The sequence below is a fragment of the Neorhizobium turbinariae genome, from assembly GCF_023223505.1.
In the GTDB taxonomy this organism is placed as follows: domain Bacteria; phylum Pseudomonadota; class Alphaproteobacteria; order Rhizobiales; family Rhizobiaceae; genus Neorhizobium; species Neorhizobium turbinariae.
In genome coordinates, this window is sequence record NZ_JALPRY010000007.1 from 213,728 (window position 1) to 226,723 (window position 12,996).

At 61.6% G+C, this 12,996-nt stretch carries 14 protein-coding genes; 7 read left to right on the forward strand and 7 right to left on the reverse strand.

Features of this window, described 5'->3' with window-relative positions; all coding sequences use genetic code 11:
• Positions 1-11: 11 nt before the first annotated feature.
• Both M0654_RS06105 and M0654_RS06110 read right to left on the reverse strand, forming a co-directional pair.
• A complete protein-coding gene (locus M0654_RS06105) occupies positions 12-341 on the reverse strand; it encodes an RcnB family protein (protein ID WP_248682272.1) in 330 nt (109 codons plus the stop codon).
• 107 nt (positions 342-448) lie between these two features.
• Complete coding sequence (locus M0654_RS06110; RefSeq protein ID WP_248682273.1) at positions 449-1,345, reverse strand: AraC family transcriptional regulator; 897 nt, start codon at positions 1,343-1,345, stop codon at positions 449-451.
• A gap of 97 nt (positions 1,346-1,442) precedes the next feature.
• Between M0654_RS06110 and M0654_RS06115 the strand changes: the two genes are divergently transcribed.
• The 7 genes from M0654_RS06115 to M0654_RS06145 all read left to right on the forward strand — a co-directional run bounded on the left by M0654_RS06115 (position 1,443) and on the right by M0654_RS06145 (position 8,798).
• Complete coding sequence (locus M0654_RS06115; protein ID WP_248682274.1) at positions 1,443-2,201, forward strand: SDR family oxidoreductase; 759 nt, start codon at positions 1,443-1,445, stop codon at positions 2,199-2,201.
• A gap of 148 nt (positions 2,202-2,349) precedes the next feature.
• A complete protein-coding gene (locus M0654_RS06120; RefSeq protein WP_248682275.1) occupies positions 2,350-3,330 on the forward strand; it encodes an AraC family transcriptional regulator in 981 nt (326 codons plus the stop codon).
• Positions 3,331-3,390: 60 nt separating this feature from the next.
• A complete protein-coding gene (locus M0654_RS06125) occupies positions 3,391-4,599 on the forward strand; it encodes an MFS transporter (RefSeq protein ID WP_248682276.1) in 1,209 nt (402 codons plus the stop codon).
• Positions 4,600-4,884: 285 nt separating this feature from the next.
• On the forward strand, positions 4,885-5,862 hold the full coding sequence (locus M0654_RS06130; RefSeq protein ID WP_248682277.1) for an ABC transporter substrate-binding protein: 978 nt from the start codon (positions 4,885-4,887) through the stop codon (positions 5,860-5,862).
• A gap of 13 nt (positions 5,863-5,875) precedes the next feature.
• On the forward strand, positions 5,876-6,727 hold the full coding sequence (locus tag M0654_RS06135) for an ABC transporter permease (RefSeq protein WP_248682278.1): 852 nt from the start codon (positions 5,876-5,878) through the stop codon (positions 6,725-6,727).
• Positions 6,724-7,446: an ABC transporter ATP-binding protein gene (locus tag M0654_RS06140; RefSeq protein ID WP_248682279.1), complete on the forward strand. Its 723-nt coding sequence runs from the start codon at positions 6,724-6,726 to the stop codon at positions 7,444-7,446. The genes M0654_RS06135 and M0654_RS06140 overlap by 4 nt, the downstream gene beginning before the upstream one ends.
• Positions 7,447-7,460: 14 nt before the next feature.
• On the forward strand, positions 7,461-8,798 hold the full coding sequence (locus M0654_RS06145) for an LLM class flavin-dependent oxidoreductase (RefSeq protein ID WP_248682280.1): 1,338 nt from the start codon (positions 7,461-7,463) through the stop codon (positions 8,796-8,798).
• Between the two features lie 68 nt (positions 8,799-8,866).
• Here M0654_RS06145 and ehuA read toward each other — a convergent pair whose 3' ends face one another.
• From ehuA to doeB, 5 genes are all read right to left on the reverse strand, one after another.
• Positions 8,867-9,643 (reverse strand): ectoine/hydroxyectoine ABC transporter ATP-binding protein EhuA, encoded by a 777-nt coding sequence (gene ehuA, locus M0654_RS06150; RefSeq protein WP_248682281.1) that lies wholly within the window; start codon positions 9,641-9,643, stop codon positions 8,867-8,869.
• A complete protein-coding gene (ehuD, locus tag M0654_RS06155) occupies positions 9,640-10,332 on the reverse strand; it encodes an ectoine/hydroxyectoine ABC transporter permease subunit EhuD (RefSeq protein ID WP_118852584.1) in 693 nt (230 codons plus the stop codon). The genes ehuA and ehuD overlap by 4 nt, the downstream gene beginning before the upstream one ends.
• A gap of 11 nt (positions 10,333-10,343) precedes the next feature.
• Complete coding sequence (gene ehuC, locus M0654_RS06160) at positions 10,344-11,009, reverse strand: ectoine/hydroxyectoine ABC transporter permease subunit EhuC (RefSeq protein WP_248682282.1); 666 nt, start codon at positions 11,007-11,009, stop codon at positions 10,344-10,346.
• A 54-nt stretch (positions 11,010-11,063) separates the two neighbouring features.
• Positions 11,064-11,915: an ectoine/hydroxyectoine ABC transporter substrate-binding protein EhuB gene (gene ehuB, locus M0654_RS06165; protein ID WP_248682283.1), complete on the reverse strand. Its 852-nt coding sequence runs from the start codon at positions 11,913-11,915 to the stop codon at positions 11,064-11,066.
• A gap of 63 nt (positions 11,916-11,978) precedes the next feature.
• On the reverse strand, positions 11,979-12,992 hold the full coding sequence (gene doeB / locus M0654_RS06170) for a N(2)-acetyl-L-2,4-diaminobutanoate deacetylase DoeB (RefSeq protein ID WP_248682284.1): 1,014 nt from the start codon (positions 12,990-12,992) through the stop codon (positions 11,979-11,981).
• Positions 12,993-12,996: the final 4 nt, after the last annotated feature.

Here is a 12,996-nt window from a genome sequence, read left to right on the forward strand (position 1 = left end):
CGATTGCTGGCTCAGCGGCCTGCCGCGAGGCCGAGGATCAGGCCGGTCGCCACGCTGACGAGCAGGTAGTCGTTGTCGACCTTGATCCACTGCTGGCCCTTGCCCGGTGCGCGCAGGCCGTAGCGGCGATAATCGCGCACGTGCTGGCGGCGCTTCCAGTCGGAAACCTTGTGACCACGCGCCCACTTGTGCTTCGGCGGCGGACGATGGGCCTGGGGCTTGTGCGACTGATGGAACGACGGCTTGCGGTCCGGATGGTGCGACTGCGCCTGGGCGGAAAGCGGAGCCGCAGCGCATGTCATTGCCAGGGCGACTGCAAAAGCGCGGGTGAATAGCTTCATAATGAAGCCCTCATGTTTTCGACGAGAACAGCCTTAGGAGCCGAGTGGTTAAATCAAAGATGAATTTCAGGATTAAGCTTTGGTAAGGCAGATGCTGGCGGGTGCCTTCAACTTGCCTGGGTTGCCCGGGCATAGGCACCAGGCGGGGTCCCGACGTACCGCGTAAAGGCCGCTGTGAAGGCGCTGGCGGAGCCGTATCCGACGCGGCGAGCGATCTCTGTGGTTGCCAGATCCCGGCGCAGGAACTCCTTGGCGAGCGCCATCCGCCATGCGGTCGCATATTCCATTGGGGAAACACCTAGTTCTCGGCGGAAGCGCTCGAAGAAGCTCGACCGGGATAGGCCGGCGCTGCGCGCCAGTGCCTCGACATTTACAGTTCGAGCCGGGTCCTCGTGGATGCCGCGTAGAGCGGGTGCCAGATGCCGGTCGCTCATGCCGCGCAACAGGCTAGGCGGCACCTCGCTGCCCGCGGTGCGAAGCGCCTCGATGAGCAGGACCTCCAACAGACGGTGCAATACCATGTCCCGGGCAGCGCGGCTGCTTCTCGTTTCGTCGTGGATCATGCCGACCAGCAATGCAAGCCGATCCTCGCCGTGGATGTGGATCACCTCCGGCAGGAGGGACACCAGCAGCGCCTTGTCATCAGTCGCAAAGGCGCAGTGGCCTACCATCATCTTCACGTCAGCAGGCAGTTGCGGATCACCAAGCCGGAAGACGCCTGGCGCCGTTTCCAGCCGCTCGGCGAGCGCGCCGCGCGGAAGCGGGTCGATGCTTTCCATCGTGAAGGAGCAGACTTCCGGGATGAGCACGAAATCGCCCCCATTGAGGATGACGGGCTCGCGGCCCGTGATCGTCAACCGGCAGCAGCCTTCTACCATGGCGCAATAGAAGGAACTATCGAGGTCCGTGCGCTCAACCATCCAGCGTCCGCCGCCGGTGACGAGCTTCGAGATCGAGAGGCTTGGCTTCAGGAACGATACGACTTCGGCGATCGGATCTGCCATTGTTGGACTTTCGCTAAAGCATGCTGGACTTCCAGATATATAAAGTCCGCCGTTGAAAGTCCATTTCTCCAGTGTCACACCCAGTAGGAGAAACCCAATGCCAAGAATTCTTATCACCGGCTGCTCGTCCGGCTTCGGCCTTGCTACCGCCCGCCTCTTCCTTTCAGAAGGCTGGGAGGTCATCGCGACCATGCGTAGCCCGCGACCCGGCGTGCTTCCGGACCATGAGCGGTTGAGCGTCATCGCTCTGGACGTTTCGGATGCAGACAGCATTGCTGCTGCAGTGGAAAGCGTTGGTACCATCGATGCCCTCGTGAACAATGCCGGCGTCGGCATGCTGAACGTGTTAGAGGGTTCCGGGATGGATCAGGTCCGGGAGCTTTTCGATACGAACGTCCTCGGTCCTATTGCCATGGCGAAGGCTTTCCTTCCAGGCATGCGCAAGCAGGGTTCGGGCGTGATCGTCAATGTCAGCTCAGTCGTCACGGTGAAGCCGCTGCCGGCCCTTTCAGTCTACAGCGCCAGCAAGGCGGCCCTCAATGCCTTCACCGAAAGCCTCGCGCTGGAGGCCGCTCAGTTTGGCGTAAGGACGCGGCTCGTGTTGCCGGGTGCCGCACCCACCACCGACTTCGGAAAGAACGCCGTGGCTCGCATGGGGATGGCGGTTCCGGAGATCTACCAGCCGTTCGTACAGGAGCAGTTGCAGAAGCTGCAGTCATCGACGGAAGTGACGACAGCAGAAGATGTCGCGCGTGCTGTCTGGACGGCCGTGACGGAGCCGGACGCACCGATGCGGATTCCTGCGGGAGCAGATGCCGTAACCGCGTTTCGCACAGCCGGCTTGAAAGCAGCGTGAGGATCTAAAGCCGCCATTCCCGTCACTGCGAGATCAGCGAGTGGAGTTGCTCGCTGACTTGCGGGCGTTGGATTATTCGGCGTTGCGGGTTTGAGTGTTCGACCTTGCTCGGGTTGTGGTTCGAATGGTCGACGCATAGATTCGGGCGATGCTTGACCGTTCCTCCCAGCCCGTGACCCAAGCGCCTTCTGATCCCTTGAGCGAAGTCCTCCAGGATTTTCGTTTGAGCGGCATCACCTATGGTCGCTGCGAATTGCGCCATCCCTGGAGCATAACCTTTTCCCAACAACCGCTGCTTCGTTTTCACTTCGTGAGTGAGGGGCCCTGCTGGATCCATACCGAAATGCACGGATGGCAGGAACTGCAGAACGGCGATCTGGTCTTGTTGCCGCAGGGCGTTGAACACCGCCTTGCGAGCCAGCCGGATGTTGCCGCAGATACGTTCGACCGCTGCCACGTGAAAAGGTTCGGCGGCAATGTCTGCGAAGTGGTGCAGGAAGGCACGGGTGCAACGAGCACTCTTTTTTGCGGCTCGATGGCCTTGGGCGCGCATGCGCTCAACCCGTTGATTGCGCTGATGCCGCCGATCATCAAGGGCTGCGACGTTGCGGGCAATGACCCCATTATCGGCCCACTGATTGCCGCGATGACCGCAGAATCCTGCGAGCGGCAGATGGGCAGCGCAACGATCCTGTCGCGCATGGCAGATGTGCTCGTTGCGCGGCTTATCCGCTGCTGGGTCAACTGCAGCGGCGCTTCGACCAGCGGCTGGCTCGCTGCCATCCGTGATCCGCATATCGGCCGGGCACTTGCCGCCATTCATCGTGATCCCGGCCGGGACTGGACGCTTGAGGCGCTTGCGGCGGTCGCCGGTCAATCACGCTCCGTTTTCGCGGAGCGTTTCAGTGCGATCCTGGGAGAGGGCGCGGCCCGTTATCTCACGCGCCTGCGCATGCAGCTTGCCCGCGATCTCCTGCGCAAGAACATGTCTATTGCCGAGGTCGCTTCGCATATGGGCTATGAGTCCGAAGCCTCTTTCGCGCGCGCCTTCAAGCGCATCACCAGCGTCTCTCCCGGCGTTGTGCGTCGCACCAAATCCGGACGAATGGACATGCAAATCGGACTTTAAGCTACATATCGTCCTGCCTGACTTCGTTATTAAAGGCCTACCAACCTTGGAGGTACTTCAATGACGGACACAACATCTCAGCTAGACAGCGCCACCATTGATCTCGACGATGCGGTTCCGACGAGTTGGAGCCCGACGACCTGGTTTGCTGTTATTTCCATGGCAGCCACGAGTTTTGCCCTTGTCTCTGCGGAATTCCTGCCGGCCGGACTGTTGACGCCGATGGCGCGTGATCTTGGTGTCAGTGAAGGCACGGCGGGCCAGGTGGTTACCGCCACGGCATCTGTTGGTGCAGTAACCGCCCTGTTGAGCAATGTGCTCATCGGCAAGTTGGACCGGAAGACGGTTCTGGTGGGGCTAAGTGCACTGGCGATTATTTCCAATCTTCTGGCCGCGTTCGCGACGGACTTCTGGCTGTTGTTGCTCGGCCGCGCTGGGCTAGGCATTGCGCTGAGCGGCTTCTGGGCACTCTCCGTGGCGGTAGTCGCGCGTCTCGTGGGCACGAACGCGACAGGTCGGGGGATGGCGATTGTGACGCTCGGCGTCTCGCTTGCCACCATTGCCGCACCTTCCATGGGTGCTTTAATCAGCGACTGGATCGGCTGGCGTGCGGCCACGGCACTGACGGCGGGCTTGGCGGCGATCGCCATGCTTTTGCAGATCCTGAGCCTGCCGAGCCTGCCCGCAAACACCAGCAACAGCCTGTCGGACGTGTTCCGGCTGACAAAGCGCCGCACCGTCCAGCTCGGCATGCTTGCCATCCTGATGCTGATGACCGGGCACTTCGCCGGCTCCGTTTACGTGCGGCCCTTCCTTGAGCAGGTAACGCTGCTGGACACCGGTCCGATTGCGCTCGCCCTGCTTGGCTTTGGCGTCGCCTCGGTGTTCGGCAACTTCGTCGGCGGCCGTCTGGCAGATGCAAATGTTCGTATCGCGCTCGCGGTCACCGGCGGACTGATGGCCTTCTCGGCTGTCTCGCTCGTCTTGTGGGGCGTGAATAGCAGCGTCGCGTTCACGCTCGTCACATCCTGGGGTCTTGCGTTCGGCATGGCGCCGGTCGTTCTGCCGACCAACCTCTCTCGCGGCGCGAGTGACGCATTGGAGGCAGCCGGAAGCCTGATGGTGGTTTCCTTCCAGGTCGCCATCAGCATCGGCGCTCTGTTCGGTGGCTTCGCCGTCGACCACTTCGGTGCGTCTGCACCGCTGACGCTGACCTCGATCCTTGCTGCGGCAACGCTGGCGCTGGCACTGCTTCAGCCTCGCACCTGAGGGCGCAGAACTCCGGCCAGGTCGACGGGAAACCGCACTTGGTCGGAGCCGTTAGCAGCACGGAATCATCACTCTCATACGGCCGACGCGTGCAGAAACTAGAATCCTCGCGCACGGCGAGTGTTCATGACGGCTCGGAACGAATGGCTCGCCAAGTCTTGAACCGTGAGCAAGATATGTTCGTCCGGCCCCGTTAGTTAGAATTCTTATGTCTACCGAATGAGTAGAGTTAGCTTACGGTTTTAGAGACGGAAAACAGGTCCTCTCTAGCTCTGGAGCTAACACATGAAGCGTCGAGACTTTCTGCTAACATCCGCAGCCGCGGGAGCAGCAGCGCTGGTAACACCATCGATTGGTCGAGCCGCAACCAAGCCAGGCAAGCTGGTCGTCGCGGATCAATCGGAGTTCATCCGCAACCTTCTCAAGGCAAGCGGCGAAGGTGAAGCGCTCGATTTCGAGCTCGAACTTCCCAACTTTGCAGGCGGACCTGCAATTCTTGAAGCTATCCGCGCCGGGGCGCTTGATATCGCCTATGTCGGTGACACGCCGCCGATCCAGGCGCGTGCCGCGGGAACGCTTCTACCCATCATCGCCACCTTCACCCGGGAAGTTGCGCAGTATCGCCTCACCAGCCGACCGGGACTTGTCATCAACAAGCTCGCCGAGCTCAAGGGCAAGAAGCTGAGCTACGTGGAAGGCTCCGGCCGTCAGGTATTTCTCATTGAGGCGCTGAACAAGGCAGGCCTGACCCTCGGTGACGTCGAGCTCATCAATCTGCGCGTCGCCGATCTGCCGGATGCGGTTCGTTCCGGTGCAGTCGATGTTGCGGTGCTGAGCGAACCGTTCGTCACGCGGCTTGCCAAGCAGGTCGGCGCGAGTGCGGTACGCGATCCGGAGGAGCGCAAGATCCTCCCCAGCACCTCCTACATCTACGCGCGTCCCGACGTTCTCGCGGATCCACAGAAGGTGGAAGCGATCAAGCAGTTCCTACCCGCCTTCGTCAAGGCTGGAATCTGGAGCAACAAGCACGAACAGGAGTGGGCGAAGTTCTACTTCACGGACTTCCAGCGTGTGTCGGCCGAAGACACGGCCGCGATTCTGGAGGGGCAGTCGCCGCTCGTCTTCCAGACTTCGGACGAAGCCATTCCCCATCATCAGAAGCTGATCGATATCCTTTATCAGGCGAAGTCTATCAAAGAGCGCTTCGACGCCAGGCAGTCTTTCGTCGGCACCTTCGACACGCTGATCGCACAGTCGCGGTAGGAAGGGGAGCCTCATGGTAGACATCTCCACGAGCGGCCTGATCAGGCAACCTGCTCGCATCGAACGGCGTGCCACCACCGGTCGGCAGGCGACGCGGCTGACCCCGGAAAAGCTGCCCGCGGGCGTGCGCCTCCTGGGGCCCGCTATTGTCCTGGTCATCTGGGAAGCGGCATCGCGTCTTGGCTTCCTCTCGCCCGGCACGCTGGCGGCGCCTTCCACGGCACTCTGGTCCGGCTACGAGATGTTGATGGACGGAAGCCTGCTGCCGCATCTGGCCGCCTCGGCTGGCCGGGCCTATTCCGGGCTTCTTCTTGGGGTCGTCGCTGGCGTCGTCCTGGCGCTTCTGTCCGGTCTCACACGTACAGGTGAGGCACTGATCGACGGGCTCGTCCAGATCAAGCGGGCTGTTCCGACGCTCGCCTTGATACCGCTCGTCATCATCTGGCTCGGTATCGGCGAGGCGATGAAGATCTTCCTGATCTTCACGGCGGTGCTGATCCCCGTCTACATCAACACCCATGCTGCACTGCGTGGCATCGATATCGGCCATGTGGAGCTTGCCCGCACACTGGGCCTCTCCCGCGCCGAATTCATTCGCCACGTCGCTCTTCCGGGAGCCTTACCGGGCTTCTTCGTGTCGCTGCGCCTGGCAGTCGCACTGTGCTGGACGGCTCTCGTCGTGCTTGAGCTCATCAACACCCAGACCGGGATTGGCTACCTGATGAACCGAGCCCGAGACTGGGGCCAGACCGAGATCATCGTCGTCGGCATCATCATCTATGCTGTGCTCGGGCTGGTCTCGGACGCGCTGGTGAGGCTCCTTGAGCAGCGTGCGCTGTCCTACCGGAGGGCGCTCGGCTCATGAACGTTCACGTGACTAACTCCGTCGTGCTTCGTGACCTGTCGCGAAGCTTCAAGGGGAAATCGGTTCTCGACCGCATCTCACTTGACGTGCCGCGCGGCCAGTTCGTGTCGCTGCTTGGCGAATCCGGTTCTGGCAAAACCACCCTTCTGGGGGCACTGGCTGGCCTCGATGACGATGCAGAGACCTCAGGGCGCTACACAACGCCGAAGAGTGTTTCGGTGCTTTTCCAGGATGCGCGGCTTCTGCCCTGGAAAACGGTTATCGAAAACCTCACGCTCGGCCTTCGGGAGCCCAACGCACGGGATGTTGCAGCGGCCATGCTTCACGAAGTTGGTCTTGGCGACAAGGCCGACGCCTGGCCGGCAACCCTTTCGGGCGGACAGAAGCAGCGCGCATCGCTGGCGCGCTCCCTGCTTCGTGCGCCCGACCTGCTGCTGGCAGATGAGCCCTTCGGCGCGCTGGACGCGCTGACGAAACTGCGCATGCAGGCTCTACTCATGAAGCTCGTGGAGCGCACGCGTCCGACAGTGATCCTCGTGACCCATGATGTGGACGAGGCGCTGCGCCTTTCTGACCGCGTGCTCGTCCTGAAGAACGGGAGGATCGCCGAGGACCACGCCATTTCCTTGCCGCATCCGCGGCATGACCACCAAGCCGAAATCATCTCGCTGCGTGCGAGGCTCCTGAAGAGCCTCGGCGTCGACACCGACACTATCTGAAAGGGCGTTATACCATGTCGCGGCAGTTGCACCTCAACCTGTTCCTGATGTCCCGAGGCCACCATGAAGGCGCATGGCGGCATCCGAAATCGAACCCGAAGGCGCTCACCGATCTTAATCTTTATGTCGAGGCGGCGAAAATCGCGGAGGATGCAAAGTTTGATGCCGTTTTCCTGGCCGACACGCTGGCTGCGGGAAACAGCAGCGGTCTCGCTTCCTCCGGATCGTTGGAGCCGATCGTGCTCCTCTCGCTGCTGGCCGCGCATACGACCCGCATCGGGCTCATTGGCACGGCATCGACCACATACAGCTTGCCCTACACGCTTGCCCGGCAGTTCGCGACGCTCGACCACCTGAGCAATGGCCGCGCTGGTTGGAATATCGTGACATCCTGGGCACCCGAGGCGGGTGCCAACTATGGCCTTCAGCAGAACCTCGACCACGCGGACCGGTACAAGCTGGCGGAAGAGTTCGTTGAAGCGGTCGATGGCCTATGGAGAAGCTTCCCTGCGGATGCCATCATCGACGATCGCGAGGGCGGCCAGTATCTTGACGTGTCCAGAGTGACGCCTGCGAACTACCAGGGAAGCCACTACAAGACCAAAGGGCCGCTCAATGTATCCGGCAGCCCGCAGGGACGCCCGGTTTATATCCAGGCCGGTCAGTCCGATGCAGGACGCGCCTTTGCCGCGCGCTGGGCGGAGGCCATCTTCACCGCGCATATGGTGAAGGACACGGCCAAGACCTTCTACTCCGACGTCAAGAACCGCGCCGCTGCCTACGGCCGGCGCCCCGAAGACATCGTCGTCCTGCCGGGCATCAGCGTCGCCATTGGTTCCACCAAGCGCGAAGCGGAGCAGGTGTGGGAAGAACTTGACGCGCTCACCAGCACGGAAGTCGGCCTCACGCGGCTGTCGGCACGGTTCGGCGGCCATGACTTCAGCCATATCCCGCTCGATCGGCCGCTGACCAAGGATGATTTCCCTGATCCGAACTCGGTCGAGGCGTCAAAAAGCCGGGTTGTCGGTTACGTCGACATGACGTTGCGGGAGAAGCTGACACTGCGGCAGCTGCTGCGCAAGCTTGCCGGTGCACGTGGGCACTTTGCGCTCGCCGGAACGCCGGAGGAGGTCGCCGACGTCATCCAGGACTGGTTCGAGTCCGGAGCGGCGGATGGCTTCAACGTGATGCCGCCGATCATCAACAGCCAGCTCGAGCTGTTTGCGCAGGAAGTTGTGCCGATCCTCCAAAAGCGCGGATTGTTCAGGGCGGACTACGAGGGCGCGACGCTTCGCTCCCACTTCGGACTTGCTGATGTGCAGCAGCAAAATCCGCTCGCCAAGTCTGCTTAAGAACGCTGCAAGGCGCGGCAACCCCTGCCGCGCCTTGCTTCGCCCGCCGCATCGAAATTGGCATTGACCTACAGGATCGATGCCAGGAACTCGCGGGTCCGTTCGTGCTTCGGTTGGCCGAAGATTTCTTCCGGCGCACCCTGTTCGCAGATCCGCCCCTTGTCGAAAAAGCAGACGCGATCCGACACCTCCCGTGCAAACCGCATTTCGTGGGTGACGAGCAGCATGGTGAGGTCGTGTTCATGCGCGAGCGCGCGGATGACGCCGAGGACTTCGCCAACCAGCTGCGGGTCGAGCGCCGAGGTCGGTTCATCGAAAAGGAGAACGCGGGGGCGCATGGCAAGCGCTCTGGCGATCGCAACGCGCTGCTGCTGCCCGCCAGACAGCTGCACCGGGTAATGGTCCTTCTTGTCCGCGAGGCCCACCATCTGCAACAGTTCGATTGCGCGGACTTCCGCCTCGGCGCGCTGCATCCCGAGAACGCGAACCGGCGCTTCCACCACGTTACGAAGCACCGTCATGTGCGGAAAGAGGTTGAAGCTCTGGAACACCATGCCAACATGGTTGCGGATCTGGCGCAGATGCTTTTCTGAGGCCTTAAACCGTCCTCGGGCGCCCGGCTCATGATAGGACGTGCCGGCGAGTGTCAGCGTGCCTTCCTGAAACGGCTCGAGCGTCATCAGGATGCGCAGCACGGTGGACTTGCCCGAACCGGAGGGCCCGATCAACGTCACCTTCTCACCCTTGGCGACACTGAAGTTGAACTGGTCCAGCACCGTTAGCACGCCGAACCGCTTGGTCACGTCGGAAAACTCGATGATGGGCGGATCTGTCGTGTTTGTCATCGCATCGGGATCCCTGCTTTGGGAAGAGCCTTCTGCAGCCGGTGGAGCCCGGCCGAGCAGATCAGCGTCAGGAGAAGGAAGATCAGGCCGACGAGTGTCAGCGGCACGAGGTATTCAAAGGTGCGTTCGCCAATCATGTTGGCCAGTCCCATCATCTCCAGGACCGTGATGACGGAAAGCACCGGCGTCTCCTTGATCATTGCCACCATGTAGTTGCCCATGGCCGGCACGATGCGTGGAACCGCTTGCGGAATGATGATGTCACGATAGGTCTGCATGCGAGTGAGGTTGAGCGCAGTCGCTGCTTCCCACTGGCCGCGGTGAACCGCCTCGATGCCGCCCCGATAAACCTCCGAGGTATAGGCCGCGTATTGCAGCCCGAGCGCGATTGCTCCTGTAAGGAAGGCTGGCAGGACGATGCCGAAGTTCGGCAGCACGTAATAAAGAAAGAAGAGCTGCACCAGAAGCGGCGTGTCACGGAGAAATTCGACAACGACGGCGGTTGTCCAGGAGATCACCTTCAGGCGGCTGCGACGCAGCAGAGCAAACACGAGGCCAAGCACCAGCGCAATAGCGAAGCCTGCGGCGGCTGCTTTCAGCGTCACCGTCAGGCCGATCAGGATGATGGGCAGGATCGAGATCGTGTAGGTCAGCCAGGTCGTCGTGTCCCATTCATAGCCATACATCATGTGTCAGGTCCTCATGAATGGGCTGAGCGCGGGAAGACATCGCCGCGCCTGACGAAATGCTCGATGATCCGGATGGCGATCATCAGCACGAGAGACATCACGAAATAGCAGATGAGTGTCACGGAATAGATGCTGGCGCTGTCCAGCGTCAGGTTCCGGATCGACTGCGCGGTGAAGGTGAGGTCGGCAATCGAGATCAGGGATACAAGCGAAGAAAGCTTCAGCGTCTCGATTGCCAGGTTGCCGAAGGCCGGCATCATTTCGACGATGGCCTGTGGCAGCGAGATCCGGAACAGCGTCTGGAAGCGGTTGAAGTTGAGCGCTCGCGCCGCCTCCAGTTGCTGCGTCGATACTGATGACAGGGCCCCGCGCACGATCTCCGCCCCATACCCCCCGGCATGCGCCGCCAGCACAAGGATACCGGTGGTGATCGGCTCGAAACTGAGCCCGACCAGCGGCAGCGCGTAATAGAACCAGAACAACTGGACGAGCAGCGAGGTGCCGCGAAACAGCTCCGTATAACAAAGCGCAATCGTCGACAGCACCGGGCCGCCTTCGACGCGCAGAATGCCGAAGAAGAACGCCAGCAGCGTGCCGACAACGATGGAAGCCAGCGTGATCGTCATGGTGACGCCGGCGCCCTTCAGGATCATCGGCAGGTATGCACCCCAGTCCATCCAAAACCTCCCTGCAAAAGGTGGCGCCCGGAACGTGCCGGGCGCCGTCTTGAGCTATTTGCCGGCGCAGAGGTCAGCGACGTTCTTTTCTGCAGCGGCCGCGATGCTCTGCTCGGACAGCCCGTATTTGCCGAGGATGGCCTTGTAGTCGTCGGTCTTGCGGAACTCGATCAGCGCCGCATTGAAGGCGTCGCGCAGTTCCTTGTCTTCCGGACGGAAAGCGAAGCCGCCATAGTTGCGCACCGGCTGGTCGTTCACGACGGGATCGGTGAAGGGCGAAACCTGCTCGACCTGGGCTTGGTCCTTGGCAAGCTCCGAGACAGTCAGTTCGGTTGCGGCATAGGCGTCAACACGGCTCTGGACAGTGGGAATGGCGTCGGCATTGGCCTGGATGAAGACGATCTGGTCATCCTTCACGCCAACAGCGCGCAAGAAGTCGACATTGTTGGCGCCGGACACCACGGCAACCTTCAGCGACGGATCCTTGGCGATGTCGGCATAGGTCGTCAGCTTCTTCGGATTGCCCTTCTTCACCAGAAGCCCTTCGCCGTAAGAGGAGTTCGGCTCGGTGAACGCCACTTGCTTGCAGCGCTCCGGCGAGATGTTCTGCTCGGCCGCGACGAAATCATACCGCTTAGCCTTGAGGCCCGGAATGAGCGTTCCGAACGGCGTCACGGTCCAGTTGACTTCCTCGATCCCCATCGTCTTCAGCACCTGGTTGGCAACGTCCGGACCGATGCCAGCGGACGTTCCGTCAGGCTGCATGTAGGAATAAGGAACTTCATTCGCGGTTGCGGCGCGGATGAAACCCTGCTGCTTAAGCTCTTCGACCGTAAGTGCGGCGGCAGACGTGACGGTGGCGGCGAGTGCAAGGGCGGAAAGCCCGATAATTTTCGAAAACTGCATCTCTCTTCTCCTCTGGTTGACGGTTCTCCGTGGCCCGTTTTCGAGTCTCACGCGGTTTTGTGGCTAAGGTTGCTCCGTAATCGTGGCGATGACGGAAAGGCAGTCGCCCGCCTTGATAAGGCCGGGGACATGGCGGGCGGCCAGCACACCATCCATGGTGGCCGCGTAGGAAATTGGAGCGATGCCGGTCCTGCCGACGGGATAGACGCGGGCTATAGTGTCACCCCTGCGGACCGGGTCGCCGAGATTGCAGGCGAAGGCGACGAGGCCGTCATCTTCTGCAAAGGTGAAACAGTCGGCGGAGGGCATGTCCAGCCAGCGGGTCGGCTGCAACTCCGGTTCGCCTGATAAGATCCCCGCATGCCGCAGCAGGTTGCGCGTTCCGCGTCGGGCGATGTCGATCGAGCGGGCGCTCGCTGTGCCGGCGCCACCGAGTTCCGTGGTTACGAAGACCTTGCCCATGTCCTCGACGGTGGTGTCGAGCATGCCGACGGCGTCGATTTCCAGCATCTTCATGGAATAGGGGGCCGAGAACGCGGCCACCGCCCTGAAGCAGCGTGCTTCGTGATCCTTGTCTGGCAGGTCGTGGGCCGCCGCGTAGGGAAGGAAATCGAGAGTCTTTCCGCCGGAATGAAAGTCGAGCACGATGTCCGCCAGCGGGATCAGGTGGCGCGTCACGTAGTCGGCGATCTTCTCCGTCACCGAACCGTCGGGCCGGCCGGGGAAGCTGCGGTTCAGGTTTCCGCGATCGATCGGCGAGGTACGTGTCCCGGCACGGAAGGCCGGATAGTTCAGCGCCGGCACGATGACGACGCGGCCCTGCACCTGTGACGGGTCGAGCGTCTGTGCCAGTTCGAAAAGCGCTGCCGGACCTTCATATTCGTCGCCATGATTGGCGCCGGTGAGGAGGGCTGTCGGGCCATCGCCGTTGGCAATGACGCAGATCGGGATCATCACCGAACCCCATGCGCTGTCATCGCGGCTGTACGGCAGCCGCAGGTGACCATGCTGCACCCCCTTGGCGTCGAAATCGACGGTCGGAGTGATCGGGGAAGGTCGGGGCGCCGTCGTCAGCATGGCG